Genomic DNA, 26,459 nt, shown 5'->3' with positions numbered 1-26,459 from the left:
CTGGGTGTGTCTGTTACAACGCTACGTTTGTAACGTGATTCCGTCTCGCCCCGTCGCCGTCCGCCATTCGTATGCCGGTGACGAGACAAGCAAACTGGTCGGTTGACACTCGGGGACGAAACAGGTCGTTGGGAGTGTCCCACCTCGCGGCGGACGAGCGGGTGGTGGCGACGGCGACAGTGCGTGGGACGCGACCGTCGGGGTGGCCGTGTAACCGACGCGGTGATTGATGCTCTCCGGCGACGTGTAGGTGGTATGGCACTCGGGGACGCCTTCCTCACCCCGATGGGACTGCTGGCCCTCGCGTCGGTACTTCCGTTGGTCCTCCTCTACCTGCTCCGCCCGCGACCGTCACTGGTTCGGTTACCGACGTTCGCGTTCCTCAGCGTCGACACCGACCAGGCGACGCGACACCGGTTCCTGGAGCGATTCCGACGGGACGCGCTGTTTCTCTTCCAACTCGTCGTCCTCGTCGGCGTCTCGCTCGCGCTGGCGACGCCGTACCTCTCGGTACCGAGCGCCGCCGTCGCCGAAGAGACGGTGCTCGTCGTCGACGCGAGTGCGAGTATGGCGACGCAGAGCGGCGGAGAGACTCGGTTCGACCGCGCTGTCGACGCCGCAACCGACGAGGTCGGCGGGGCGACCACCGTCGTCGTCGCCGAGTCGACGCCGCGAATCGTCCTCCGCGACGGGTCCGAAGCGGCCGCGCGGGGAACGCTCGGCGAACTTCGAGTGACAGACACGCCCGGTGACCTCGGTGCGGCGGTGACGGCCGCGGCGACGCTCGCGAGTGAAGACGCCCGTCTCGTCGTCGTCAGCGACTTCGCGGGCGAGGGCTGGCAGACGGCCGTTGAGGAGGCCCGCGCGAGCGGGCGAGCGGTCGAACTCCAGCAGTTCCGCGACGGCGGGACGGACACCGTCGGCATCGTCGACCTCTCGTTCGACGACGGGCGCGTGACGGCGACGGTCCGAAACGCGGGAACCGCGAGCGCGACACGGACGCTCGGGTTCGAGGGAGGAGAACAGCGACGCATCGAACTCGCCCCCGGCGACGTCGCCGTCGAGACGTTCGACGTACCGACAGGTGGGGGGATACTCCGACTCACGCCCGGTGATTCGTTCGCTACGGACGACGTGGCCTACGTCGCCGCGCCGGGGACCGAGCAGGTCCGCGTCCTCCTCTTGACCAACGACGAGAACACCTATCTCACCACTGCGCTCGGACTCGTCGACGAAGTCGACCTCACCGTCGTCACTCCGCCGACCGCCGTCCGAGGCGAGTACGACGTAGTCATCTTCTCGAACGTCGAACCACAACGACTCCTCCGCGGTGACCTCGAACTCGCCCGTGAGACGCTCGCCGACGGCGGCGGCGTCGCCGTCCTCGCACAGGACGACCTCGCACAACTCCGGTACGGCGACCTCTTGCTGCTGGAGGCGAGTCGCGAGGTCGGAACGACGACGAGTGCGACGGTCGGAGACGACCCACTCGTCGACGGTATCGACTTCAGCGAGGGCGAGTACGTCGAGGGAACGTTGACGGCCGGCCGACCGCTCGTCACTGCCAGCGACGGGACGCCGCTCGTCGCCGTCGCCGACAGCGGCGACGGCGGCGGCGGACAGGTGCTCTACTACGGCTACCTCGAACGCGACTCGGCGTTCCGATTCAACTATCTCTATCCAGTGTTCTGGAAACGAGCGATACTCTCGTTGGCAGGGAGAGCCTCGCTCGACGACCTGAACTACCGGACCGGCGAGCGCCTGACGTTCGCCGACGAGACGACGGTGACGACGCCGAGTGGGCGACTCACGGGGACGACAGTCCCGCTCTCGCAGGCGGGGTTCTACACTGCCGACGGCGACGAGAATCGAGTCGGGGCCTCGCTGCTCGACGCCACCGAATCCGACGTGGAGGCACCGCTCGTGACGAGCGAAACCGTCGCGGGCGGGACGACCGGAACGGCCGCCACCGCGTCGGTGCCGTTCGACCTGACGCCCGCCGTCGTCGCCGTCGTCTTGGCCGTCGTCGCTGGCGAGTTGCTGTTCCTGCGCCGCCGGGGGGACCTCTGATGCAACTGGTCCAGATTCCGCTCCCCTTCGACTTCGAGTTGGGGTTCGACCGACCGCTCGTCCTCGTCGGGATTCCGCTCGCGATACTCCTGCTGTGGCTGCTGCTCTTTCGACGCTCTAACCAGGAGACGAGGGGGCCGACGACGGCGAAACGAGGAGAGCGTCGGCTCATGTTCCTCACGCGCCTCGTCGTCGTCGGCTGTCTGCTCGTCGCCGCGGCGGGACCGACGGCCGTCGCCGTCCGCGAGACGCCGGGCGACCCGCAGGTGACGTTGCTCGTCGACGAATCCGACAGCATGGCGCTCACACCGACCGACACGGCGCAACTCGCCCGCGACATCGAGGCGGGCGGTGTCCCCGTCAACGTCGTCACCGTCGCTCGCGGGACGGACTCCCGAGTGGGTGAGGCCGTCGTCGCCAACAGTCGGCCCGACGGCAGTCTCGTGTTGGTCTCCGACGGGCGCGTGACGGGTGGCCGGAGTCTCGACGCCGCGGCGGAGGTAGCCCGCGGCGCGAACACGACGGTCAACGTCCTCGCGTTGGAACCGTCGGGCGTCGAACGCGCCGTCAGCGTGGCCGGGCCGCCGAAGACGAGCGTCGGCGTCGAGAACGCCTTCCTCGTGCGCGTGACGGGCGTCGGCGAGGGCGAGTCGAGAACGGTGACCGTCACCGTCGACGGCCGGACGGTCCTGAGTCAGGCGGTCAGCGAAGAAGACGAGGCAGTCGAGTTCACCCACCAGTTCGAGACGACGGGTGACCACCGCGTCGTCGCGACGCTCGAAGGCGACGACGTCTACGCCGAGAACGACGTGTACAGACACTCGGTTCGCGTGGTCGAGCGTCCGGCGGTGCTGTACGTCTCGCGCGGCGAGTACCCGCTCGCGACCCTACTCGACGAACTCTACGACGTGACGCGGGCGGAGTCGGTCCCGTCTGACCTCAGCCCGTACACCGCCGTCGTGATACAGGACGTCGCCGCCGAGGACCTCGGCGACGTCGCCGCACTCCAGCGGTTCGTCATCGACGGCAACGGTCTGGTCGTGGTCGGCGGGCGCAACGCCTTCGAGAACGGCGGCTACGACACCTCGCCGCTCAGCGGGATGCTCCCGGTCCAGTCCGGCGAGGCGGGCGACGACGACGCGGCGACCATCGTCCTGCTCGTCGACGTGTCGGGGAGTGCGTCGTCGGGGATGCGCGTCCAGAAGGCGCTCGCGCTCGACGTGCTCGACCAACTCGGCGACGACCAACGCGTGGGCGTCGTCGCGTTCAACGACGCCGCCTACCTCGTCTCCGAACCCGCCCCGTTGGGTACGTCGCGCGCGTCCATCGAGGACACTATCAGACGACTCCAAGCCGGGGGCGGGACCAACATCGGTGCGGGCCTCGTCGGCGCGGCGGACCTCCTCGGCGAGGAGGGCGGCAGCGTCATCCTCATCTCGGACGGTATCGGGCAGACGCCGACGACGCTCGCGGCGGCCGACCGACTCGCCGCGCGGGACACCCGGGTCATCGCTGTCGGCGTCGGCAGTGAGATAGACGAGTCGCTCCTGCGCATCGTCGCGGAGACGACCGGCGGCGCGTACGTTCGCGCCGACGAGACGAACCGTCTTCGACTGCTCTTCCGAGACGAGTCGCGTCCGTTCTCGTCGAACGTACTGACCGTCGTCGACGACACGCACTTCGTCACCTCGGGCGTGACGCTGCAGTCCAACCCATCGGAGAGCCACGACGTGAGCGTCCGCCCCGGGGCGGACTACCTCGTCGCGTCGGGGACGGGCGACCCCGCCATCGCTGCGTGGCGCTACGGACTCGGGCGCGTGTTGACGGTGACGGCGTACGGAAGCGACGGGACGCTCGACGGCCTGCTCGCGCGACCGGACTCGCTCGTGCTGACGAAAGGGGTCAACTGGGCCATCGGCGACCCCGAACGGACGGTCACGAACGTCGTCGACGTGCCAGACACCCGCGTCGGCGAGGCGGTCACGGCGACGTACGTCGGCAGCGAGCGCCCGACTACGCCGGACGTTCAGTTCGTCCGCGTGAGCGAGAGTCGATACGAGGCGACGGTCGTTCCCGACGAAGTAGGGTTCGTGACCCTCCGCGACGCCGAGTACGCGGTGAACGCAGAGCGCGAGTACGTCGCCTTCGGTCCGTCCCCGACGCTTTCGAGCGTCGCCGAGACGACGGACGGGCGGGTGTTCGCGGCGGACGAGGGGCAGGCCATCGCGACGTTCGCGAAGGAGCGCGCGACGAAGGTGCGCGTCGTCCGCGAGTCGCTGGCGTGGGTGTTTCTGAGCGTCGCGCTCGTCGTCTACCTCGTCGACGTGGCGGGACGGAGACTCAACCTATACTACGGTGGCGCGCCTATTGGAGGGGGACGATGACGTTCATCGGTCGGACCATCAACTTCACGTTCGTCTTTCTCGTCGCCCTCGCAGTCGTCGGTACCGCCGGTGCGACGATGTACTACCAAGAGTCCGTCGACGAACTCGTCGAACGCAACGAACGACTCGAAGCGGAGAACGAAGCCCTACGAGACAGCCTCGCCGCCCGAGAGAGCGAACTCGAAGGGGCCAGCGGCCAGCTTTCGGAACTCAACCAGAGTCTCGAAACCCGACAGAGCGACCTCCAGCAGGTCGGTGACGAACTCCGACAGACGGAGGGGAACCTCGAAGAGACCCGCGAGAGCCTCCAAGCGGCGCAGTCAGAGATCGTTCGACTCCGCGCGCAAGTGGCGGCGTTAGAGAGCCGTGTGGACGACCTCGAACGGCAACGGCTCGAACTCGAACGCGAGAACAGCGACTTGGAGAACGTCAACGACGCGCTCACCGACCGCAACGACGACCTGGAGGACCAGAACGCCCAACTGGAAGGGGAGGTCAGCCAGTTGGACGGCGAGGTGCAATCGTTAGAACAGCAGAACGCCGACCTGCAAGACCGTATCCGACAACTGGAAGACGCCCTCGCCGCCGAGCGGAGTAACAGTGCGAGTAGCCGCCTCGCGGAGGTGCCGCTGTGAGCAACGAGGTGTCTGAGTCGGGGCGAGTCCGTAGTCAGACGACGGCCGAGAGTCGACGGGACGCCGTCACGCAGGTCGGGGCGGCGATTCGGCAGGTTCGGCGCGAAGGCAAGAAGGCGGCGCTCGTCCACGCCGTCGCAGAAGCGGCGCTCGCCGGACTCCTGGCCAACTTCCTGTTGGAGACGACCGGGTCGCCCGTTGAGCGTGAGGTGCGACTCGTCGCCGTCGCCGGGGTGACGCTCGTCGCATTCAGTCTCGGCTACTGGCTTCGCGTGCGTCGTCCGCTGGTCGAGCGCTTCGAGCGGGTGAACCCGCCGGTCCACGAGTCGTTGCGGACGGCCCGCGACGTGCGGGCCCGCGGCGAGAAGGGACCGATGGCGAGCGCACTGTACGCCGACGTGTTGGCTCGACTCCACAACACGTCGAGCAGGAGATTGGTGAACAGTCGTCGACTAGCCGTTAGTCTCGTCCTCCTGTTCGTCCTCTCGCTGTTGACGGCGCACGCGACTGTCATCGGACTCGACGTGAGCGACTTCGACGTGAGCACGTCGCTCGGCGGCGGGGGCGACGGCGGCGAGAGCGGGGGTTCGGGGAGCGACGCCCCGCCCTCGGAGTCTGGAGACGGAGACGAGGAACTCCGTGACGGGTCGTTGGTGCTCGGTGAACCCGAGGACGTGCAGGCGGGGAGCGAAGAAGTTCCCGTCTCCGTCGACGTCGGAAGCGGCGGCAGCGGCACCGAAGAACGCGCCTACAACACGGGTGGGTTCGACAGCGACACGACCGTCGAGGCGCAACGAGCGGGGTACGCCCCCGGCGAGGTGCTGGAGGATGCGGACCTCATCCGCGAGTACAACTTGGAGATACGAGAGGACGATGACTGACGAGACGAGAGAGAACGGCGGTGAGGCATGGGTCGACGAACGCGAGTTCACGGTGGAAGGTGACAGTCACCTCCCGACGGCCGACGTGAGCAGTGAGGACGTCGACCTCGCCGCCGTCGCCCGGACGCTCGACCGAGTTCGGACGGAGGTCGGAAAGCGAATCGTCGGTCAAGAGGCGGTCGTCGAGCAGTTGTTGGTCTGCCTGCTCTGCGACGGCAACGCCCTCTTGGAGTCGAATCCGGGGCTGGGGAAGACGCTCTTGGTCCGGACGCTGTCGTCGGTGACGGACCTCTCGTTCTCGCGTATCCAGAACACGCCCGACTTGATGCCCTCGGACATCACGGGGACCGAGATCATCCGCGAGACACAGCGCGGGCGAGAGTTCGTCTTCGAGCGCGGGCCGGTGTTCGCCAACGTCGTCCTCGCCGACGAGATAAACCGGGCGACGCCGAAGACGCAGGCGGCGTTACTCGAAGCGATGCAGGAGAAACAGGTCACGGTCGGCGGCGAAACCTACGAGTTGCCGCGGCCGTTCTTCCTGCTCGCGACGCAGAACCCCATCGACCAGGAGGGGACCTACCCGCTCCCGGAGGCGCAGTCCGACCGGTTCCTGATGAAGATTCTCGTCGACTATCCGGAACTCGACGACGAAGAGGAGATAGTCAACCGCTACACGCGGCGTCTCTATCCAGACATCCCAATCGAGCGGGTGTTGTCGGCCGGCGAGTTACGACAGGTCCAGGAACTCACGCGACAGGTGCCCATCGCCGACGACCTGCAACGCTCGGCCATCGAACTCGTCCGGCGGACGCGCGACGCCGACCACGTCGAGTTCGGGGCGAGTCCGCGCGCGAGCATGGGTCTCGTCGTCGCCGCGAAGGCACGAGCGTTGCTCGACGGACGGACGCACGTGAAACGAGAAGATATCGAGGCGATGGCCGTTCCCGTCCTCCGACACCGTCTCATCCTCGACTTCCGCGCCGAGCGCCAGGGGACGACGGCGGACGCCATCGTCGCCGACCTGCTGTGAGGCGAAGGAGAGAGCTATGATTACCCCGGAGTTCCTCGACGAAATCGAAGCGTTCGCGACGGCGAAGAAGCGCCGTATCAGCGCCATCTTTCAGGGCGAACAGGCCGCCCCGATGGTCGGCGAAGGGCTGACGTTCAAAGACTACCGACCCTACGCGCCGGGTGACGACACGCGCCTCATCGACTGGAGGGTGTACGCGCGGACGGACGACCTGTTCATCAAGCAGTACGAGGCCGAGCGCAACCTGACCGTCCACGTCCTCTTGGACGAGAGCGCGTCGATGGCGTTCGGCGAGGGCGAGACGAACAAGTACGACTACGCGGCGAAACTCGGCCTCGGCTTCTCGTATCTGACCGCCGCCGAGGGCAACGACTTTCGATTCGCCGTCTTTGGCGAGTCCGCCGAGCGACTCGACGGCGGGCGGTCGAACCGCGGGGCGATACTGGAACTCGTGGAACTACTCAACGAGCGGACGCCGACGGCACAGACGGACTTCGTGACGTCATTCGAGGAGTACGCCGCCACCATCCACACCAAGTCGCTCGTCCTCGTCGCGAGCGACTGTCTGACCGACCCCGCGGTGTTCGGCGAGGCGCTGGACGCGCTGGCGACGCACCATCTCGTCGTCGCGGGCGTACTGACGCCCGACGAGTGGAACCCGTCCGCCGCCGGCGACACTCGGTTCGAAGACGTCGAGTCGCCACAGCAACTGCGCACCTACTTCGGGTCGCGCCTCCGTAACCGGTACCGCGAGCGACTGTCGGCGCACGTCACCGCCGTCGCCGACGAGTGCCAGGACCGCGGGGCCGTCTACGTCCCCATCGACACGGGTGACGAGTTCTTCGACTCGTTCACGCGGGTGTGGACCGACTGAGCCACTCCACACTGCGCTCGAACCGTCGGGGAGGGTACACTGGCTTTGTGGACGTTCTGGTCGACGATATGACTGGTTTATCACCGATTCGCACGTCTCTGTATGGGAATGTGAGTGTGGTACTCACGGTGTTGCTATGTCCCCTAACAGGCCCCTGACCCTGACACTCGCGGTGTTAGTGTTGATGGCAGCAGCGAGCGGCGTCGTCACCGCGACTGCCCCGCCAACGTACACAGAGCGAGTCGGTGAGACGGACGGAGACTGGTCTACCTCGGCCACGTCAGCATCGAACGAGACGAACACGACGCTAGTCGTACGACTCAGCAGCCCGAATCCTACTGGAGCAGACTCCGCCGCCGAAGCGCAAGAAACCCTCGTCTCACACGCGGCGGCGACGCAGACGTCGGTACACGACTACGCCGAACAGCACGACGGGGTAGCCGTCGTCAACAGTCTCTGGTTGACGAACGCGATGTTGGTCGAAGTGGACGAACCGAGCGACCCGACTGTCGTCACCGCAGACCTCACCGAACTACCGGCAGTCGAGTCGGTTCATCCGAACTACGTCTACACAGTCGAGTTGGAGACGGTGACACCGATGGGACGGCCGAGCGGTGTCCGAACCGCGTCCGGCGTGAACGTAACCCCTGGTCTCGCAGCCATCGATGCACCGACGGCATGGCGAGAGTCCAGCACACAGGGAGCAGGAGTTCGCGTCGCTGTACTCGATACGGGTGTGGATGCGACTCACCCCGACATCAGCCTTCACACGACGGACGCGTCGGACCCGACCTACCCGGGTGGGTGGGCCGAGTTCAACAGCATCGGCGTCGAACTCGAAGAGTCGACACCGCACGACCCAAACGGGCACGGAACGCACGTCAGTGGAACGGTCGCCGGGAGTGACGAGAGCGGTACTGCAATCGGTGTTGCACCCGAGTCGACACTGCTGGTCGGAAAGGTGTTGAACGACGACGGGTCGGGGACGTTCTTCCAAATCATCGCCGGGATGCAGTGGGCCGTCGAATCCGACGCCGACGTGATGAGCATGAGCATCGGGGCAATCGGTCATCACCCCGAGTTCATCCGCCCTGTCAAGAGCGCAGAGTCGGCGGGTGTGGTCGTCGTCGCCGCCGGTGGGAACTTCGGTCCCGACCAGAGTATCTCGCCCGGCAACGTCTTCGAATCGGTCAGTGTCGGTGCAGTCGACGACGATGGTACCGTCGCCTCCTTCTCCAGTAGCGAGCGCATCGAGACGGAACGGGTATGGGACGAAACCGCGCCATCGACGTGGCCCGAAACGTACACCGTTCCACGGGTGTCAGCACCTGGTGTCGACGTACAGAGTAGTCTCCCGGCAGGAGAGTACGGAGAAGCCTCCGGGACGAGTATGGCGACGCCACACGTCTCGGGGACGGTCGCACTCATGCTCTCGGCCGCCGAGCGCCCGCTCACGCCCGCAGAGGTCAGAGTCATTCTCGCCGAGACGGCCACGACGGCCGAGCAGAACCAGACGAGAGCGGGCGACGGTATCGTGAACGCTCGGGCGGCAACGGCACGAGCGGCGAGCCAACCCGACGCGAACGAACCGAACGACGAACCGGAGACGGCGACACTCGTCGAGGGAACACCGGTGCAGGGTATCGTGAGCAGTTCGACGGACACAGACTGGTTCCGTGTTGAAGCGAACGGGAGTCCAGTCACCGTCGACTTCGAGCGTGTCGGTGGGACTGGAACGCTCGAAGCGAGTCTCGTCGCGACCGGCTCCGCCGCGTGGTCACTGAAACACCCGACGGTGGCAGTCGAATCGAACGAGTCGGTCAGTGGGACGGTTACGTTCCCGACCGGAACCACCTTCGTCCACGTCCGAAGCGGTACCGACGGCGGAACGGGCGGCTACGAACTCGCGGTGCGTCCCCTCGACTCGGAGACGAACCGAGATGAACCGAACGACGCAGCCAACGAGGCGACACCGCTGACGCCCGGTACACCCGTCGAGAGCCAAATCGAGCCCAGCCGTGACGTCGACTTCTACCGCCTCGACGTCGGCGCGAGTGACAGCGTCGTCGCCGACATGGCGTTCAGCCACGACCGAGGCGACCTCGACCTCGTCCTCTACGACGCCGACGGAGTGCCGCTCGACCAGAGCGTCTCGACGAGCGACTCCGAACGAGTCGAGTACGTCTCCGACACCCGACAGAGCCTCTACGTCAGCGTCGTCGGATTCGAGGATTCGACCGGCCCGTACACACTCGATGTGACCGTGACGTCGGCGGAGAGTCGAACGAGTGACGATTAGTCCTCGGTCGGTGCGTCTCGACTCGTCGACGAAGGGGTGTTCGTGTTCGGCCTCACGAACCGACACCAGAGCAGGAGCGCCGAGGGAAGCACCAACATCGACGAGAAAAAGGAGTAGACGACGCTGATAGCGGCCAACACGCCGAACTGCCCGATGGCGGGGAAGACGGCGAGGACGAGCACGCCGATGCCGAAGACGGTGGTGAGCATGCTTCCGGCGAGCGCACCGCCCGTCCCGACGACGGTAGCCGTCACCGCCGCCGAGGGGTCGCCGCGGACGGCCAGTTCGTCGACGAACCGGTGGACGACGTGAACCGAGTAGTCGATACCGAGTCCGATGGTCATCGCCAGCACGGTGGCGGTGAAGGCGTTGAGCGAGTAGTCGATGACGCGCATCGTCGCCGCGACGAACGCGACGGTCATCACGATAGGTAGGAGGTTGACGAGACCGAGTGAGGGGCGGCCTTCGAGCACGGTGAAGGCGACGACGAGGAAGGCGGCGGTTCCGACGAGTGCGAGGGCGAGACTAACGATAGCCGACTCGAAGATGAGGTCTGCGACGGCCTGAAAGACGACGATTTCGCCCGTCGCCGTCGCGCGGAAGCGATACTTGTCGGCGACGTCGCGGGTGTCGGCGGTGATTTCGGCGTCGTCGGCGTCGCCTTGGACGGTGTAGAGGACACGCGCGTTCCGGTAGTCGTCGGTGAGGTACGTCTCGGCCGCATCGCCGGCAGGCGAGGTGAACAGCGCGTCGTATATGCGTTCGAGGTTCTCGTCGGGGATGCCGTTTCGGTTCCCGTCGTTGCGCTCGACGAGCGCAGCGAACGCGGGGTCCTGTGCGGCGTAGAACTGGATGAGACTCAGGATGCTCTCTTCTTCGGCACGGCGACCGTCGGGGACGAACGTCGATGGGGGGTTCGTTCCGGCACGAGCCATCGATTCGAGCGCGCCGTCGCTCGTCATCGGTCCTTCGACGTAGACGACGACTTGGTCGCCCTCGCTTGCCTCGAAGGTGTCTTCGAGGAAGTTGATGTCGCGGGTGATGGTGTACTCGCCCGGCCTGAACGGTTCGGGGAGCGAGTCGAGGTACGCGGGTGTCTCCTCGGGCGGCAGGAACTGCTCTTGGGTGAACGCGGTGTCGACACCGGTGGCGTAGACGCCCGCACCCGTAGACACGACGAGTGCGACGGCGACGAGGACGAGTGGCGCGCGTTCGGCGACGACGACACCGACTTGGAGGACGCTGCCGACGCGAGACTCCGCGGAGGCGAGGGGGGCTTGACTGAACGTCGGAATCTGCGGATATCGGTCTCTGAGGTCGTCGGTGTACATCTTCAGTGCGGGGAGGTAGACGCCGAAGACGAGGAAGGCGAAGACGATGCCGACGGACGCGACGACACCGAACTCCCGAATCGGGAGGAGACCGCTCGCGAGGTTGGAGGCGAACCCGACGACGCTGGTGGCTGTGACGAGGAAGAAGGCGACGAGTAGTTGGTCGGTGGTCCGACGCATCGCCGTCTCGCGGTCGACTCCCGCCGCCTTCTCCTCGCGGAAGCGGTTGATGGCGTGGATACCGAAGTCGATGCCGACCGCCAGAAGAAGCGGCGGGACCGCGATGAGAATCTGACTGAAGGGGATGCCGACGAGACCCATGAACCCGAGCGTCCAGACGATGGTCGTGCCGAGTGCGACCATCCCCAGCAGGAGGTCCACGAAGTCACGGTAGGCAATAATCAGGAACCCGACGAGGAGGACGACGGCGGCCGGAATCACGACGAGCAGTGAGTCGCCGATGACCGTCGAGAACTCGTCGTTGATGATGCCCGCACCGAACACGCGGATGTCGCCGCCGAGCGGTGCGACGACGCGTTCGCTCGTCCGTTGGATGCGGGTGAGTTCGCCCGTTTGGCCTTCCTCGGCGGGGTCGCCGGGGATGTCGTGTTCGACGATGGCGACGGTGGCCGACGCTCTCGCGCTCCGTTGGTTGAAGTCCGTACTCAGCAGACGAACGAACGCGGGGTTCTCGGCGGCCGTCTCTCGGACTGCCTGCCGGATAGCGCCCGAGGGCGTTCGTTCGAGCACGTCACGTTGGGCTTCGAGCGTCGTCGCCGAGGGGTCCAACTGCATCGCGACCATCGAGGCGGCGCTGTTCGTCTCGACGACTCGCAAGTCCTCGCGTTCGGCGAGTCGATACTGCGCCTCGGCCATGCGGAGCAGACCCGGTTTCGAGACGACGTTCTCGCCGGACTGGATGAGTTGGGTCGTCTGCGGGTCGGGGTCGAAGGGGTCTTCGAACTGCTCGGTGACGGCGTCGAGCGCCTGCTGTTCGGGGATGTCCTCGGAGAACGACTCGGTGCCGCTGTCGGTCGAGACGTTCGTCAGGCCGACGCCGAAGACGAGCGTGAGAACGAGGAAGAGGGCGACGACGCGGCCCGGTCGGTCGACGATCCACGCGTCGGCCCGGTCGATGGCTCGTTGGAGGACGGCGCGCATCAGCGTCGCCGCCAGACCCACGCCCCCGCGACGACGACGGCGGCGACGAGACCGACACCGAGCAGCGACGTCGTCGAGACGAATCCGCCGCCCTCGCGTTCGGTCACCTCGACGGGGACGCGGTAGGCTTCCGAAACCTCCGTATCACCGTCGGGTGTGTCGTACTCGAAGTCGACGGAGACGGGGTAGGCCTTCGACGCCACCCCGCCCGCCACGCTCACGCTGAAGGTGACGTTCGTCGACTCCCCGGGGTCCAGTGCGGGAACGAAGGCTTCGTCGTCGTCGCTGTCGAGTGGGTCGTCGAAGAACGCCTTCGCCGTGATAGCGGTCAGGCGTTCGTCGTCGTTGTTGGTGACACGGAAGACGAGCGTGTCGCTCTCGCCAGCAGCGATGGGTTCTGAGAGCGGTTCGACGAGGAACACCGGGCGTTCGGGGCCGATTTCGACGCGGGCAGGTAGCGGGTCGCTCGTGCGTACGTCGCCGCGGGCGGTCTGATAGCGGACGTCGAACGTGAACTCACGGGACCCGGCGCTCGCGGCGTCGCTCACGTCGACGTCGAAGGTGAACGGGGCCGATTCGCCCGGTTCGAGGTCAGGGAGGGCGAACTCCGACTCGGGAACGTCGAGATACTGACTGCCGACGGCGAGGCGAACGACGGGTGTGTAGACCGTCGCCGGACCGTCGTTGGAGACGGTGCCGGAGACGGTTCCCTCCTGGCCGACGGTGAGCGTCGTGTCGACGTCGCCGAGTGAGAACGCCTGTTCGGGGTTCGGGCGGACACTGGCCGAGAGTGGTAGTCCCTCGCGGCGGATGCCGTCGACGTCGGTGTAGGTGACGGCGACGTTCACGGGGTAGTCGCGTTCGGTGACGTTGGGTGAGAGACTGACCGTGTAGCGGAGCGAGGCGGTCTCGCCCGCTTCGAGGCTGGTGACGAATCCGCTGGCCGTCGCCTCGCCCGCGCCGAACCGGAGTTCGTCGCTCGTCGACGTGAGTAGCAGTTGGACGTCGCTCGCGGGTTCCGTCCCGACGTTGCGGAGCGTCAGGTCGAACGTCCCGCGGTCGCCGACGAGCACGTCCGTCTGGGCGCCGACGACGTCGAAGCGAGCGGTGTCTTCGACGACGAACTCCAGATACTGTCGCTCGTCGACTTCGATGTCGAGATAGCGGGGCGAGGGGTCGGCGTCGTCCTCGTCGACGGTGACGATGCGCGTGTAGATGTACTCCACGTCGACGGGGAGACGGTAGCGACCCGGCGGAGCGTCGTCGGCGACGATGAGCGAGACGCCGAACGGGCCCGCGGTTCCCGTCGTCACGTCGCCGACGGGGACGCGCCCACTCGTCACTTCGACGGGGACGTCGCCCGGGCGGACACGAAGCGTGGCCGCGCGAGCAGTGGTGACGCGTTCGACGTACTCTGCCGGGCCGCCCTTGCGGACGTCGCCCTCGTTCGTGACGTAGAGGTCGAACTGCACCTCTTGACCGGGCGTGAAGCGGTAGGTCGGACTGAACACCTGGAGGTCGGGTTCACCGATGACCTGAACGGTATCTGACTGTGCGGCGACTGGGACGGCTATCGCCGTCGCGAGGGCAGAGAGGACTACCCACAGCGTGACGAGCGCGGGGACGGGTTTCATACGGGTCGGAAGCGGCGCTATAGTAACTCGTGTAGCCGTCGCCCATTCGGCCACACGCCGTCATGCGGTCCGACGAGTGACGGCCTGTACTCGTCACCATAAGAGGGCCCATGCTTCTCGTTACAGGGAGAAGGTCGCCCGCGTGCAAAAACTCGTCTGACGGAGCGACAGACAGTCGGGAGAGCTGTCAGCGACCGTCAGAGACGGGTACGAGTCGTTCGGTTCGTCACAGCTGTCCGTGTATGGAAGTTCGCGACAGAGAGTTGTCGACGAACTGTACCTTTCACCGCGTCGTGTTCGTCGTGGAGACTATCCGCCGTGTCGATAGGGAGACGTGTCGAGACGAGAGATAGAGAGAACGGAACGTTGTCGGCGTCGTCGTGAAAACTATCGAGAGTCGAGAAAGTGCCACCGAGAGGCCCACGAAAAACGAGGGACCGCACCGTTCTCGATAGAGAGACTGTCAGAGACGACTCTCTGTCAGAACTGTTTCGAACGGAGCAAGCGTTCGTTGTAGAGACGGGAACGACCTGTTGTGTGTCGGTAACGACTAGATGGACGTTTTACGCGCACCGTCTCGTGGTGGGGAGTGTCGTCGACGCGAGGACGACACGCACCAGATATACACAGCAGTTCGTGAAAGAAATAAAGCCAGTGTCGCCGTCGAGAAGCATCTTCGTGCTACGAGAACGCGTCCCGCCGAGAGTGTCAATGCGAAACTACTCGAACCACCCTATAGCATCGTTTCGCTATAAGCAGACAGCGAGCGTTACGACTGTCAGAGGTAGAAGAGATGAGTGTCCCTGACTCCGCACACGCCCCGAACGAAGAACAGCTCAAAGCGTTCCTCTTAGAGAAAGCACGCGACGGCGAGTTCTACTTCAAGAGCAAGTTCATCGCCGACGACGTCGGCATGACGCCCAAGCAGATCGGCGCGCTGATGTTCAAACTGCGCGACTCCGTAACCGAACTAGAGATAGAACGGTGGTCCTACACCGGCGCGACGACGTGGCACATCGTCCCCGCCGTGATGGCTGACGGTGGCACGCTCGACGCCACTTCGGTTCCCGTCTGACGCCTTTCGGCCGGCCCTCCCTCCGGCATCGCTCTCTTCTCTGTCTCTCCCGAGACGACTGTTACTCGCCACTATTTGTGACAGAATGTATATCTGTAAGCAGATGTAGTGAATAGTTGAGATAACTCGCATCGTTCGTAGTCGTATCTGGTGGGTTGCAAGCGACAACGAGGCAAATGCGTACACATAGAGCAGAGAGACAAAAATAGAGAAGCTATCTGACGTGGATACGCCCGTTATCTGTATTTTTTCCCCAATATAGTCATATATAGAAAATCGACGCTGCAGAGGACGGATGTGCACAGATAGTCCAAGGACAAACGTCAGATAGGCAGTGAAAGTGCTCCTAATACATGTATCCGATAGTTAGACAGGAGGAAGCGAGTCGATGTGAGCGGAGAGACGATGTCGCCGAACACGTCCCGTCGAGGATATCGACCAACGGATGTCCTGAATTGACAGTTTTAGGTAATATCTAAATATTTTATACTTTCACGTTTGACATCGTCGAGACTCGACAGAGGCGAGCATCTGCATGAGTAGTCGAATCTCGCCCAAGTGAGAGCACGGCACGTCGACGTAGAAGAGTGGAGTAACGCCATGTGAGAGACGGAGTCGGCACGCTGTCGGACTCACTGGCAGAAATCGATGTTCGGGTGTCGTTAGCTATCCGCCCAGTTGCCGCGGCAGTCTTCGTTACAGAAGACGTACATCTGGTACCGACCGGTGTCGTCTCGACCGGTCGAAGCGGGTCGCCACTGGGTCGTGTCGATACGACGACCGCAACTCGCACACATATCGGAACCGAACTCCTTCGAGTAGTGCGCTGCGTCCGCCGCTGTTGTCTCGTGTTTACTCATGTGGTGTGTCGACAGAGTCGCTTCTTTTCGCCGGGTCACTCGTCTGCTGGTCGAAGCCACATCGGTGCGTCGGTCGTAGTGGGGTCGGCCGACCCGCGATGTGGTAGTACCGTGGAGCACGCAGTCCACCGTGAGACGAGAGGGTGCCCGTCGCCAGTGAGCGTGACGGTGCCGTCCCGTGCGTCGGGGTCGGTGTCTCCATGGTACCATATTTCGTCTCTCTACCTCAATAGGGGTTGACGTTATACAGGCACCTGTCAAAGCAACACAGGGGGTAAGAGTATAAATCGGCCCCATACACCCACTCAGCTATCGAAGAGAAGGGAGAACAGCTTGCGTTCTCCCGCTCGGACGTGGCGATGGACCGTCGGTTGGGAGACGCCGAGAATGTCGGCGACGTCCTCACCCGAACTCTCTCGTGGCCACTCGAAGAATCCGGCGAAGTAGGCCGTCCGAAGCACCTCCTCTTGCCGGTCGGTGAGGTTGTCTTCGAACGCCGACTGGAACTCCTGTTTGGTCCAGACAGGGTCGTCGTGTTCACGGCGAGCGGTCAGCGTCGCCTCCGTGAAGTTCCGTTCGAGGAGTTCGACCATCGACCGCGGTTCGACGTTCTGTGGGACGCGGATGACGAGGTTCCCCGTCGGTCCTTCCAGTGAGACAGCCTGTGGTATCGCGCCACGGTCGAGTAGACTCGCGAACAGCGTCGTATCCGCGACGGTACACTCGAAGAGCAGTTCGTCGTCTCGGTCGGCGATGAGCGTGATGTCGTCGACGTCGACGGCCGTCTCACCGGCGTCGAGCACCGCCTCGGGTTCGACGCCGCGGACGACGAAAAAGAGGTGGAGAAAGCCGTCACTTCGCTGGACGAGGCTCTGGTACTCGAAGGTCGCGTCCAGGTCGGCGATAAATCGGAGCGGTTGGTCGAGTGGGCCATCGACCGCGAAGTCGAGTTCGACCGACTGCTCGCTGACGAGCGCCCGCTTCCGTTCGAGCGCGTTCAGTGCGTGGCCGATGATTTCGCCGAGTTCGGCGAGCACCGTCTGTTCCATGCGGTTGAACACGTTCGGTTCGCTCGCGTAGAGACACAGCACACCGTAGAGCGTCTCTCGGTGCACGATGGGGACGGCGATACTCGACCGGAAACCGCGTTTGAGGGCAGCCTCGCGCCACGGTTCGAACGGCGGGTCACCGTGGAGCGTGTTCTGCACCTGTGGTTCGAGTGTCGTCGCCGCAAGATGCGCCGGGCGCGTGTCTTCGCCGCCTTCGGGGGGTGCTTCACTCACCAGCGAGAGGAACCCTTGGTCGCCGCCGGCAGAGACGCGTGGTCGCAGATCACCGTTGACGGCGTCTCTGGTTCCAATCCACGCGAAACGGTACGGATCTGCCGAGGCGAGTCGGTTACAGACCGCCGTCTCGATCTCCTCGCGCGTCGACGCCTGTGTGAGCGTCCCGGTGATCTGTCGAATGACGCCGTTGATACGGCGGAGTCGGTCGAGCGACTCGTTTTGTGTTTCGAGGGTGTCGCTTCGCTCTCGAAGCGTCTCTTCGCGGTCGGCGCGGTCCAGCGCCGACTGGATACTGGCACTGACGATGTCGACGAGCGAGAGGTCGCTCTCCGAGAACGCGTCCGGTTCGGGGTCGGCGACCAGCAGGACGCCGTGACGACCCATCGGGACGAGGACGACGCTCTCGACTGCCGTCTCGTGGCCGAGTTCTGCCGAGAGAGAGTCGTACGCGCGGGGTTCGTTCTCGACGAACACCTGCCACGCGATGGAGTCGTCGCCGACGACGAGTATCTCGTCGACGCTCGCTGCCTCGTCGGCCGTCTGTTCGGCCGAGACGAGATGTCCCGACGACTCGTCGTACAAGAGAAGTACCGGAACCGAGACGCCGAGCGTCTCGGACGCCGTCTCGACGCCGATATCGACGACTTCCTCCTGGGTCGTCGTGTCCAAGAGCGTCTGCATCGCGCGGTTGAGCGAGGCGAGGCGCTCCTCGCGTACCTTGCGCTCGGTGATGTCGCGGAAGTACACCGACAGTCCCGTCTCGGAGGGGTACGCGTGGACCCGGAACCACGCCCCCAGCGGCGGGAAGTACTCCTCGAAACTCACCGACTGCTGGGTCTCCATGGCGCGTTCGTACTCCGTCTCGAACGTCGTCCCGACGGCGTCGGGGAACTGCTGCCAAATCGAGGTCCCGGCGAGTTCGTCGCCCGTCCGGGCGAGCAGTTCCTTCGCTCGCTCGTTGATGAAGGTGATGTTCCAGTCGGTGTCGAGTCCGAAGAAGGCGTCCGTGACGCGTTCGAGCACCTCGTCGAGTTCCGTCCGCAGTCGCTCACGCTCGGAGATGTCGCGGACGACGCCGACGCGGCCCGCAGAACCGTCTTCGAGTTCGAACGGAGCGAACCGGACTTCGATTGGAACCCGTCGGCCGTCGGCCGTCTCCAGCGTGCTTCGAACCGTCGCGACACCGTCGTCGCCGAGCGAGGCCTGCTGTTGGTTCGCCATCTCGTGGACACGTTCCGAGACAATCGACCCGTGTGCGCCGACGAGTTCGTCACGCGAGAATCCGGTGATGTCGGCGTACGCGTCGTTGACGGCGAGGAAGTTGCCGTCGGCGTCGAGTGCGTACACGCCGTCTTTCACCGTCTGGAACATCGACTCGTACCGTCGCAGTTCGTGTTGGCGATGTGTCCGGTCGATAGCCGTCGCGAGAATGTTCGCGACGTTCTGGAAGAACGTGACGTCGGAGTCGGAGAAGGTCCGTCGAGCGGTGGTGTGGACACCCAAGACGCCCCACGGGTTCGAGAGGGGACCGATGATGGTGCTGATGCCGCTCGTGACGTCGTGGGAGGTCAGGAGTTCCGGGCCGGAGAAGCGAGACTCCGTCTGCAAATCGTCGACGACGACTGGCTCCGTCGACAAGAGAGTGTACCCGGCCTGCGAACCGTGGTCAGTGGCGACAGTCGCGTCACCAACGAGGCCGTCGCGCCACCCGACGCCGGCGCGTAGGCTCAGCGCCTCGCCGTCGGGGAGCAAGTCGAGCACCTTGCAGTAGTCCGCATCGAGCGTCGCTGCGACACGCTCGACGGCCTCCTGAAACAGTGCGTCGAGGTCGACGTCTTCGAGCGCTCGTGTGCTCAGTTCCGCGGTGACCGTCTGTTGACGAATGCGCGTGTTCAGTTCCTGTTCGCGGAGTTTCCGGTCGGAGATGTCCTGAAAGTAGATAGAGAGTCCGGTCTCGGAGGGGTACGCGTTGACGCGGAACCACTCGTCGCCGAGACTCGACTGTGTCTCGAAGGAGACCGGTTTCTGGGTCTCCATCGCCTCCCGGTAGCGCTCCTCCGTGACGGTACTCACCAGGTCTTCGTACCGCTCCCATAGGACGTCGCCGAGGTGGTCCTCGACGCTCCCGTCGAGGAACCGCTCGGCCTCCCCGTCGATGTAGGTGTAGCGCCAGTCGGTGTCGAGCGAGATGAGGAGGTCCGTCACGCGGTCGGTGAACTGGTCGAGTTCCGACTTCAACTGCTCTCGCTCGCTCACGTCGCGGACGACCCCGATACGGCCGTGCTCACCGTTTCCGAGGGGGAACAAGGAGAGATGTGCCTCGATAGGCACCGTCGTCCCGTCGGCTCTGGGGAGGTCGGTCCGGTACATCGACACCTCGTCGCCCTGTTCGAGCGAGGCTTGCAGACGCTCGGCTTCTGCGTTGATAGTCTCGCCTGTCACCGTCGACGCGTGTGCTCCGAGGAGTTCCTCCCTGTCGAACCCAGTCAGCTTCTCGTACGAAGCGTTGACGGCGACGAAGACACCGTCGCCGTCCAACACGTAGACGCCGTCGTTGACGGCTTCGAGTATCGACTCGGAGGAGAGATGCGGTGTCTCGTCGTCGGACGTCTCGTGACACGCGACGAGCGAAGAGAGACGTGCGGCGAGTCGGTGTGGCCCGCCCGTCTCGGAGCGAAACACGACGTCGACCCCCGCTCGCTGGACCGTTCGGACAGTCTCCGCCGAGTCGTCTCGCGTGTAGAAGATGGTCGGGTGGTCCGTGAGTGTCGCGAGAGCCTCGGCGTCGCTCGGTCCTGCCAGCGTGTCGTCGACGACGACGCAGTCGAAGTCACCGTCGTCGAGTCGGTCCCGTGTGGCTTCGAGAGACGTAGCGACCTCGACCGACAGCGCCGGATACTCTGCGGCGAGGACGTCGACGGTGGCCGTCGAACGGTCTGCTGCGACGTAGAGGACGCTGGTCGAAAGTGACATACCTACGCGTGGTGAGGTGCCCATCCTATAACACGATTCCGCCAGACCGCTCCGAGCAGTGCCAGCAAAAGACGTCCGCGTGGGACGTCCCTGTGGTCGCGTGGACGACCAACGTGCCGGAATGCTACGGTCTGCACAGTGTATGCAAACCGCACGACCACGTTCGAGAGAGACACCTATAGCTGTACTGGCAGATTCAAGAGAGAAGAAGCGAGAGTCGTCGAACGACGAGTACGCCGCCAAGACGGCGGCGGTCAGTGTCGTCGACTTCGTGCTTCTCTGATTTCGGCACCGTCTCGCAGTTTGTCTTCACAGTGCGGGCAGACGCGTGGGTGTTCGGCACCGTTCGGTGCGAACACACGGACGTAGTTTTCGGTCACGAAGGACCCACAGTTCTGGCATTCCGGCATGGCGAATACACCCTTACGTAGGTGACACGTTAAGAGTTGTGACCGTTTCACCTCCTCCCAGCCGTTTCGAGCCTTAATACTTTGGCTAGTAGTAAGAAATCAGAGAGGAAGAGGTCGGAATTACGGCGACGACTCGCAGTTTGGTCGTCGTCGGTGGCGGACATAAACTACATAACGGACCGTATTCTTTATCAACCCAATGAGTCGGGAACAGAACCGAGTCTCAACCGGCGTTGCAGGCCTCGACGAGGTGCTCGACAGCGGTCTGGTGCCCAATCGGACCTATATGATCCGTGGTGAGCCAGGTGCAGGGAAGAGTATCCTTGGGATGCACTTTCTCACCGCCGGCATCGAGAACGGTGAGAACGCGCTGTACGTCAACCTCGAAGAGCCAACCGAAGAGATCGAGCAGAACGCCAAGTCGCTCGGAATCGACGTGTCCGACGTCGACTTCCTCGATTTGAGTCCGGATTCGGAGTTCTTCGTCGAGAACCTCTCGTACGACATCTTCGCACCCGACGAAGTCGAAGACGAGTCGCTCACGAGCCGTATCTCCGAGCAGGTGCAGGACGTCGACCCGGACCGAATCTTCGTCGACCCGATCACACAGCTTCGGTATCTGTCACCCGACGAGTATCAGTTCCGGAAAGAAGTGCTGTCGTTCATGCAGTTCCTGAAAGAGCAGGGTGCGACGGTGTTGTTCACCTCCCAAGACACGCCGTCGGCCCCGGACGACGACCTCCAGTTCATGAGCGACGGTATCGTCCACCTGCAACGCGCCGAACAGGGCCGAATTATCTCCGTACCGAAGTTCCGCGGGTCGAGCATCAAAGACGGGAGACATTCGCTCCGAATCAGCGAGGGCGGTATCACCGTCTATCCCAAACTCCTCCCCGAGATGCACGACAAGGAGTTCGCCAACGAGTCCGTCTCTTCTGGGGTTCCCGAACTCGACAAACTCCTCAACGGTGGTCTCGAACGCGGGACGGTCACCATCATCTCCGGGTCACCCGGCGTCGGAAAGACGACGACCGGTGTCCAGTTCATGAAGGAGGCTGCCGGCCGTGGCGAGCGTTCCGTCGTCTACTCGTTCGAGGAGGCGAAGAACACGCTCGTCCACCGGTGTGAGTCGATCAACATGCCCGTCAGCGAGATGTCGGAGAAGGGGACGTTGTCCATCCAGGAAGTCGAAGCGCTCCAACTCTCGGCGACGGAGTTCGCCCACCGCGTCCGCGAGGAAGTCGAGGAGAACGACACTCGTATCGTGATGATAGACGGCGTCGAGGGGTACCGACTCGCCCTCCGCGACCAAGACGAAGACATCATCAACGAACTGCACTCGCTGTGTCGCTATCTCAAGAACATGGGTGTGACGGTCATCCTGATGAACGAGATGCAGACCATCGTCGGCGAGTTCCAACTCACACAGGAGGGACTCAGCTATCTCTCGGACAACATCGTCTTCATCCAACACATCGAGATGGAGTCGGAGATGCGGAAGGTCATCGGCGTGTTGAAGAAGCGCACGAGCGACTTCGAGCGACACGTCCGCGAGTTCCGTATCACCGAGTACGGGTTGCAGATTGGCGAACCACTTCTCGGACTGACGGGGATTCTCAGTGGGAACCCGACGTGGGTCGACCTCGAAGACCGAGGCACTGCACAGCGTCAGGGCAGCGAGCGACAAGGCGGACTGAACCGTCGGTCACCGTTCGGAACTCCACACACACACACGCCAGAGTCACGGCGCGACGGCTGGAACTCCGAGTAACACCATGACCGACATCCGGGCACAGGACGCGGTCGAAAGCGGAAGCGATGGTGACGCGCGTGTGGGCACCTCCCGTTCGGAGCGGGAGACGGCGTGGCGGTGGGAACCGTCACAGCCGAACGCATCGGAGGGTGGATGAGTCGCATCCTCCTGTTCATCGAACAGGCCGAAAACCGGCGACTCCTCGCAGAGTGGTTAGCAACGGAGTACGACGTCGTCGAAGGACGCCGGCCCGCCGACCTCGACCAAGAGTTCGACCTCTGTCTCATGGACCGGGCGGCCATGGAGCACTACGACGACGAGTTGATGCAGCGCAAGCGAAAGGAGCGTCCCGTCTTGCTGCCGTATCTCCTCGTAATCCCCGAGCGACAACTCGAACGGTACGGCTCGAACGTCTGGGAACAGATGGACGGCGTCGTCCGTGACCGCGTCGACGAACTCATCACGACGCCCATCAAGAAAGCGGAGTTAGAGGGACGACTGACGAACCTGCTCGGTTCCCGTAACCTCTCGGTGCAACTCCGCGAACAACGCGAGCAGTATCGACGGCTCTTGGAAGTCGCACCCGAGACCATCGCGACGGTGAGCAAAGAGGGAGAGATCGCCTACCTGAACAGTCGTGGTGCCGAACTGTTCCACGTCGACACGCCCGACGAGGTCTACGGCCAGTCGCTGTTCGAGTACATTCACGACGAGGACCGCGACTCGCTGGAGACGATGGTCGCCGGCGTCGACACCGCCCAAGAGCAAGCGGGGTTCATGGAGGGACGGTTCCTCACCAACGGCGACGTCCGCTACATCGAGGTGGGGGCTGCACCCATCACCTACGAACAGAAACCTGCTGTCCAACTCGTTATCCGCGACGTCACGGACCGTCGCCGACGCGAGAAAGAAGTCGAGCGTCAGCGCGACCAACTGGAGAAACTCGACCGACTCAACGCCGTCATCCGTGATATCGACCAGGCGCTGGTGAAGGCGTCGAGTCGCGAGGAGATCGAGCGGACGGTGTGTGACCGTCTCGTCGTCGCAGACCGCTACGTCTCCGCGTGGATCGGAAACGACCAAGCGACGAGTCGAGAGGTGACACCGCGTGCGTCGGCGGGGAACGTCGAGGAGTACCTCGACAGCGTCAAGATAACGGTCGGCGGCGGGACGACCGGCGAGGGACCGTCAGGAAAGGCGCTCGCGACCCGCGAGCCACAGGTGGTCCAGGACATCGAGGCCGACCCACGGTTCGAACCGTGGCGCGAGGCGGCACTCGAACGCGGCTATCGGTCCTCTATCGCGGTCCCCTTGGTGTACGGGGAGACGACCTACGGTGCGTTGAACATCTACGCGAGTGAGTCCTACGCCTTCGACGCCGACGAACAGGCGGTGTTGACCGAACTGGGCGAGACCATCGGTCACGCCATCAACGCCGCCGAGAGCAAGCGGGCACTGTTGACAGACCGCTTGAACGAACTCGACTTCCACATCGAGGACTCCGACCCCTTCCTCGGAGACGTCTCGAAGCGACTGGGCTGTACGTTCACCTTCGAGGGCATGGTCTCCGAACCGGGCGGGTCGTACCTCGAATACTTCTCGACGCAGTGTGAGGACACCGACGGAATCCTCGCGATGGCGACCGCCTCGGACCACGTCGAGCACGTCCGTCTCGTCGGTGAACACGACGACGAGGCGCTCTTCGAGTTCATCTTCACCCACGACCTCATCGTCCGTATCTTCGGCAAACTCGGGGGGAAAGTGCAACGGATGGTCGTCGAGAACGGTGTCCACATGGTGACGGTGGAGTTCCCGTACAACACGGACATCCACACCATCGTCGAGTCGCTCGACGCGACGTACGAGCACGTCGACCTCCTCGCGCAGCGCGAGACCGAACGAGAACTAGAGTCACGACAGGAGTTGTGGGCGACGTTCCGCGAGAGTCTGACCGAGCGACAGTGGAGTGCGCTCCAGACCGCGTTCTACGCCGGGTTCTTCGACTGGCCGCGAGCGAGTACGGGTGAAGAAGTCGCCGAGTCGCTGGGAATCTCTCCGGCGACGTTCCACGAACATCTCCGGACGGCACAGCGAAAACTACTCTCGATTCTCCTCACCGAGTGAGCCGACCCAAATCGTTTGGGCATTTTTCTTTTAGTAGTTCCCAGTGTCTGTTTGGACAGAATGAATAGTGCGTTCCAGACCGGGCACGGGGACGACGCATCCGACCTCACCCGAGACGACATCTCCGCGGACGCCCTCGACACGATGTTCGACGTGCTCTCGGCCGACCGACGACGGCACACGCTGCAGTATCTCGTCGAGACGGACGCAACTGTTCCGCTCTCGAAACTCGCCGCGGCCGTCGCGACAGCAGAGGCCGGCGAATCGTCGACGTCGACCGACGCCCAACAGCAGGTCGCCATCGACCTCCACCACCGCCATCTACCGAAACTTGCCGACGAAGGACTGATCAGCTACGACACCGACGCGAATCTGACAACCGTCACCGAGACGGGGCGGAAGTTCGACACGGTTCGCACCTCGTTGCTGGAGAACACGCTGTAGAGAGACCGATGTCAACAACCACACCTTCCCAGTCGACCCGAGAACAGCCGGAAGTGCTGCTCGTCGAAGACGACCTGGCGACGAGCCGCCTCGTCGAAGAAGCGTTCGCAGAAGTCAACGAGATGACGAGTCTGCACGTCACCCAAGACGGTGTCGACGCACTCGACTTCCTCTACCAACGCGGTAACCACGCCTCAGCACCGAAGCCGAATCTCGTCCTCCTCGATCTCGGCCTACCGCGAAAGAACGGGAAGTCCGTTCTCAAGGAACTCAAAGAGACGGCCACGCTCAGCCACATCCCCGTCGTCGTCTTCAGCGACTCGACGGCCGAACAAGATGTCGACGACGCGTACACACTCGGTGCGAACGCGTACGTCACGAAACCCGGTCACTTCCCGGACATCCTCACGGTAGTCGAAGACATCAACGACTTCTGGCTCACCGCCGTCCGGCAACCGCAGTAACAGCATCGCAGCACCAGTAACCGACGGACGAGACGACCACAGGCTGTTGCGTGGAGCGGTCATTATTTATGTATGTAGACGAATCAGTCTTCAGAAATAGAATATCCGAGGTAACTAGAGATGGAAGATACCACGCACGACGCCGACTACGACTCGCCGACGTACACGTCACAGGTCGACTGGAGCGCCGAACGGCCGCCGAGCAGTGTCGTGGTCTCGCTCATCGCCGACGTCGAGGACGTCCACCCGGTAGAACTCGAACCGCTCCACAGTACCATCGACCCGGGTGCGCTCGACAGACTGTTCGCCCCGACGACTATCGAGACAGACCGGACGAGCGGTCACGTCGCGTTCGCGTTCGAAGGCTATCACGTGACGATACACGGTGACGGTGGGGTGACGGCGAAGGCCATCGGATGCGAGTCGAAGTGACGGTCAACGCGTCTCTTCGAGTGGGACGTACGCCCCCTTCTTCGCAGAGATCCAGTGAGAGCTTCCAGTCCGGGTCGGGTCGAACAAGACCACCTCGTCGGCGTCGAATACGGCGTCGATACCTGGAACTTGACAGCCAAAAGCGTACTTGACGGTGTAGCGTGGCCAGTCATCTGTCATCTGTTCTGTCCGTTCGTCGACACTCATTGAATACCGTCTCCTCGTCCGGTCGACGTCACATCGAGGAGGGCAGTAGGTCCGGTTTCCATCACGGTCGGTTCTACCACCCCGCTACACCACGGTGGGATATATACTTAATATAACAGATACGTGAGCCAT

Annotated in this window: 21 protein-coding genes; 15 read left to right on the top strand and 6 right to left on the bottom strand. The window is 63.8% G+C overall.

The window, feature by feature from the left end; all coding sequences use genetic code 11:
- Window positions 1-255 precede the first annotated feature (255 nt).
- The 7 genes from BM083_RS20260 (at window position 256) to BM083_RS20230 (ending at window position 10,173) form a co-directional block, all read left to right on the top strand.
- Window positions 256-2,070, top strand: coding sequence for a DUF7408 domain-containing protein (locus BM083_RS20260; protein ID WP_089872084.1), 1,815 nt, complete (start codon window positions 256-258; stop codon window positions 2,068-2,070).
- The gene (locus tag BM083_RS20255) at window positions 2,070-4,454 is read left to right on the top strand and encodes a vWA domain-containing protein (protein ID WP_089872082.1); all 2,385 of its coding nucleotides are present in this window, start codon (window positions 2,070-2,072) and stop codon (window positions 4,452-4,454) included. The genes BM083_RS20260 and BM083_RS20255 overlap by 1 nt, the downstream gene beginning before the upstream one ends.
- Entirely contained in the window at window positions 4,451-5,089 is a 639-nt protein-coding gene (locus BM083_RS20250) for a hypothetical protein (RefSeq protein ID WP_089872080.1), read from the top strand. The genes BM083_RS20255 and BM083_RS20250 overlap by 4 nt, the downstream gene beginning before the upstream one ends.
- Window positions 5,086-5,970 carry a DUF7502 family protein gene (locus BM083_RS20245; RefSeq protein WP_245756958.1) on the top strand — a complete coding sequence of 295 codons (885 nt, stop codon included), beginning with the start codon at window positions 5,086-5,088 and terminating at the stop codon, window positions 5,968-5,970. Before BM083_RS20250 ends, BM083_RS20245 begins: the two co-directional genes overlap by 4 nt.
- Window positions 5,963-7,000 carry an AAA family ATPase gene (locus BM083_RS20240; protein WP_177197723.1) on the top strand — a complete coding sequence of 346 codons (1,038 nt, stop codon included), beginning with the start codon at window positions 5,963-5,965 and terminating at the stop codon, window positions 6,998-7,000. The genes BM083_RS20245 and BM083_RS20240 overlap by 8 nt, the downstream gene beginning before the upstream one ends.
- Before the next feature lie 16 nt (window positions 7,001-7,016).
- Window positions 7,017-7,874: a DUF58 domain-containing protein gene (locus tag BM083_RS20235; RefSeq protein WP_009377887.1), complete on the top strand. Its 858-nt coding sequence runs from the start codon at window positions 7,017-7,019 to the stop codon at window positions 7,872-7,874.
- Window positions 7,875-8,058: 184 nt separating this feature from the next.
- Window positions 8,059-10,173 carry a S8 family serine peptidase gene (locus BM083_RS20230; protein ID WP_177197722.1) on the top strand — a complete coding sequence of 705 codons (2,115 nt, stop codon included), beginning with the start codon at window positions 8,059-8,061 and terminating at the stop codon, window positions 10,171-10,173.
- Here the strand turns inward: BM083_RS20230 and BM083_RS20225 are convergent.
- Complete coding sequence (locus BM083_RS20225) at window positions 10,170-12,686, bottom strand: efflux RND transporter permease subunit (RefSeq protein ID WP_089872075.1); 2,517 nt, start codon at window positions 12,684-12,686, stop codon at window positions 10,170-10,172. The two genes, BM083_RS20230 and BM083_RS20225, sit on opposite strands and share 4 nt — an antisense overlap.
- Window positions 12,665-14,299, bottom strand: a complete 1,635-nt coding sequence (locus BM083_RS20220) for a COG1361 S-layer family protein (protein WP_089872073.1) — start codon at window positions 14,297-14,299, stop codon at window positions 12,665-12,667. Before BM083_RS20220 ends, BM083_RS20225 begins: the two co-directional genes overlap by 22 nt.
- Before the next feature lie 793 nt (window positions 14,300-15,092).
- On the opposite strand from BM083_RS20220, the gene BM083_RS20210 reads away from it, so the two are divergent.
- Window positions 15,093-15,374, top strand: coding sequence for a DUF7123 family protein (locus BM083_RS20210; RefSeq protein ID WP_089872069.1), 282 nt, complete (start codon window positions 15,093-15,095; stop codon window positions 15,372-15,374).
- A 662-nt stretch (window positions 15,375-16,036) separates the two neighbouring features.
- Here the strand turns inward: BM083_RS20210 and BM083_RS20205 are convergent.
- Window positions 16,037-16,234, bottom strand: coding sequence for a DUF7576 family protein (locus BM083_RS20205; protein ID WP_089872067.1), 198 nt, complete (start codon window positions 16,232-16,234; stop codon window positions 16,037-16,039).
- 305 nt (window positions 16,235-16,539) lie between these two features.
- Window positions 16,540-20,493 carry a PAS domain S-box protein gene (locus BM083_RS20195; RefSeq protein ID WP_177197721.1) on the bottom strand — a complete coding sequence of 1,318 codons (3,954 nt, stop codon included), beginning with the start codon at window positions 20,491-20,493 and terminating at the stop codon, window positions 16,540-16,542.
- Window positions 20,494-20,635: 142 nt separating this feature from the next.
- Between BM083_RS20195 and BM083_RS23550 the strand changes: the two genes are divergently transcribed.
- Window positions 20,636-20,776 (top strand): hypothetical protein, encoded by a 141-nt coding sequence (locus BM083_RS23550; RefSeq protein WP_177197720.1) that lies wholly within the window; start codon window positions 20,636-20,638, stop codon window positions 20,774-20,776.
- Here BM083_RS23550 and BM083_RS24245 read toward each other — a convergent pair.
- A complete protein-coding gene (locus BM083_RS24245) occupies window positions 20,748-20,903 on the bottom strand; it encodes a DUF7563 family protein (protein ID WP_449405005.1) in 156 nt (51 codons plus the stop codon). The two genes, BM083_RS23550 and BM083_RS24245, sit on opposite strands and share 29 nt — an antisense overlap.
- Window positions 20,904-21,102: 199 nt before the next feature.
- Here BM083_RS24245 and BM083_RS20190 point away from each other — a divergent pair, with 199 nt between their 5' ends.
- The 6 genes from BM083_RS20190 (at window position 21,103) to BM083_RS20170 (ending at window position 26,120) form a co-directional block, all read left to right on the top strand.
- Window positions 21,103-22,674 (top strand): ATPase domain-containing protein, encoded by a 1,572-nt coding sequence (locus BM083_RS20190; protein WP_089872061.1) that lies wholly within the window; start codon window positions 21,103-21,105, stop codon window positions 22,672-22,674.
- Window positions 22,675-22,678: 4 nt separating this feature from the next.
- Window positions 22,679-22,813 (top strand): hypothetical protein, encoded by a 135-nt coding sequence (locus tag BM083_RS24020; RefSeq protein ID WP_281244248.1) that lies wholly within the window; start codon window positions 22,679-22,681, stop codon window positions 22,811-22,813.
- Entirely contained in the window at window positions 22,810-24,780 is a 1,971-nt protein-coding gene (locus BM083_RS20185; protein ID WP_089872059.1) for a bacterio-opsin activator domain-containing protein, read from the top strand. The genes BM083_RS24020 and BM083_RS20185 overlap by 4 nt, the downstream gene beginning before the upstream one ends.
- A gap of 60 nt (window positions 24,781-24,840) precedes the next feature.
- The gene (locus BM083_RS20180) at window positions 24,841-25,224 is read left to right on the top strand and encodes a DUF7344 domain-containing protein (RefSeq protein ID WP_089872057.1); all 384 of its coding nucleotides are present in this window, start codon (window positions 24,841-24,843) and stop codon (window positions 25,222-25,224) included.
- 8 nt (window positions 25,225-25,232) lie between these two features.
- Complete coding sequence (locus BM083_RS20175) at window positions 25,233-25,688, top strand: response regulator (RefSeq protein WP_245756957.1); 456 nt, start codon at window positions 25,233-25,235, stop codon at window positions 25,686-25,688.
- 120 nt (window positions 25,689-25,808) lie between these two features.
- Complete coding sequence (locus BM083_RS20170; protein ID WP_177197719.1) at window positions 25,809-26,120, top strand: DdfA family disk-determining factor; 312 nt, start codon at window positions 25,809-25,811, stop codon at window positions 26,118-26,120.
- A gap of 3 nt (window positions 26,121-26,123) precedes the next feature.
- Here the strand turns inward: BM083_RS20170 and BM083_RS20165 are convergent, their stop codons facing one another.
- Window positions 26,124-26,327 carry a hypothetical protein gene (locus BM083_RS20165; RefSeq protein WP_089872053.1) on the bottom strand — a complete coding sequence of 68 codons (204 nt, stop codon included), beginning with the start codon at window positions 26,325-26,327 and terminating at the stop codon, window positions 26,124-26,126.
- Window positions 26,328-26,459: the final 132 nt, after the last annotated feature.

Source organism: Halogranum rubrum (genome assembly GCF_900114455.1).
Lineage (GTDB): Archaea > Halobacteriota > Halobacteria > Halobacteriales > Haloferacaceae > Halogranum > Halogranum rubrum.
This window is presented reverse-complemented; position numbering and strand designations above follow the sequence as displayed.

Excerpts from the sequence above, each read along its gene's own strand:
- BM083_RS20260 (WP_089872084.1), top strand. The coding sequence starts at position 256 with ATGGCACTCGGGGACGCCTTCCTCACCCCGATGGGACTGCTGGCCCTC.
- BM083_RS20255 (WP_089872082.1), top strand. The coding sequence starts at position 2,070 with ATGCAACTGGTCCAGATTCCGCTCCCCTTCGACTTCGAGTTGGGGTTC.
- BM083_RS20250 (WP_089872080.1), top strand. The coding sequence starts at position 4,451 with ATGACGTTCATCGGTCGGACCATCAACTTCACGTTCGTCTTTCTCGTC.
- BM083_RS20240 (WP_177197723.1), top strand. The coding sequence starts at position 5,963 with ATGACTGACGAGACGAGAGAGAACGGCGGTGAGGCATGGGTCGACGAA.
- BM083_RS20235 (WP_009377887.1), top strand. The coding sequence starts at position 7,017 with ATGATTACCCCGGAGTTCCTCGACGAAATCGAAGCGTTCGCGACGGCG.
- BM083_RS20230 (WP_177197722.1), top strand. The coding sequence starts at position 8,059 with ATGGCAGCAGCGAGCGGCGTCGTCACCGCGACTGCCCCGCCAACGTAC.
- BM083_RS20220 (WP_089872073.1), bottom strand. The coding sequence starts at position 14,299 with ATGAAACCCGTCCCCGCGCTCGTCACGCTGTGGGTAGTCCTCTCTGCC.
- BM083_RS20210 (WP_089872069.1), top strand. The coding sequence starts at position 15,093 with ATGAGTGTCCCTGACTCCGCACACGCCCCGAACGAAGAACAGCTCAAA.
- BM083_RS20205 (WP_089872067.1), bottom strand. The coding sequence starts at position 16,234 with ATGAGTAAACACGAGACAACAGCGGCGGACGCAGCGCACTACTCGAAG.
- BM083_RS20195 (WP_177197721.1), bottom strand. The coding sequence starts at position 20,493 with ATGTCACTTTCGACCAGCGTCCTCTACGTCGCAGCAGACCGTTCGACG.
- BM083_RS23550 (WP_177197720.1), top strand. The coding sequence starts at position 20,636 with ATGCAAACCGCACGACCACGTTCGAGAGAGACACCTATAGCTGTACTG.
- BM083_RS24245 (WP_449405005.1), bottom strand. The coding sequence starts at position 20,903 with ATGCCGGAATGCCAGAACTGTGGGTCCTTCGTGACCGAAAACTACGTC.
- BM083_RS20190 (WP_089872061.1), top strand. The coding sequence starts at position 21,103 with ATGAGTCGGGAACAGAACCGAGTCTCAACCGGCGTTGCAGGCCTCGAC.
- BM083_RS24020 (WP_281244248.1), top strand. The coding sequence starts at position 22,679 with ATGACCGACATCCGGGCACAGGACGCGGTCGAAAGCGGAAGCGATGGT.
- BM083_RS20185 (WP_089872059.1), top strand. The coding sequence starts at position 22,810 with ATGAGTCGCATCCTCCTGTTCATCGAACAGGCCGAAAACCGGCGACTC.
- BM083_RS20180 (WP_089872057.1), top strand. The coding sequence starts at position 24,841 with ATGAATAGTGCGTTCCAGACCGGGCACGGGGACGACGCATCCGACCTC.
- BM083_RS20175 (WP_245756957.1), top strand. The coding sequence starts at position 25,233 with ATGTCAACAACCACACCTTCCCAGTCGACCCGAGAACAGCCGGAAGTG.
- BM083_RS20170 (WP_177197719.1), top strand. The coding sequence starts at position 25,809 with ATGGAAGATACCACGCACGACGCCGACTACGACTCGCCGACGTACACG.
- BM083_RS20165 (WP_089872053.1), bottom strand. The coding sequence starts at position 26,327 with ATGAGTGTCGACGAACGGACAGAACAGATGACAGATGACTGGCCACGC.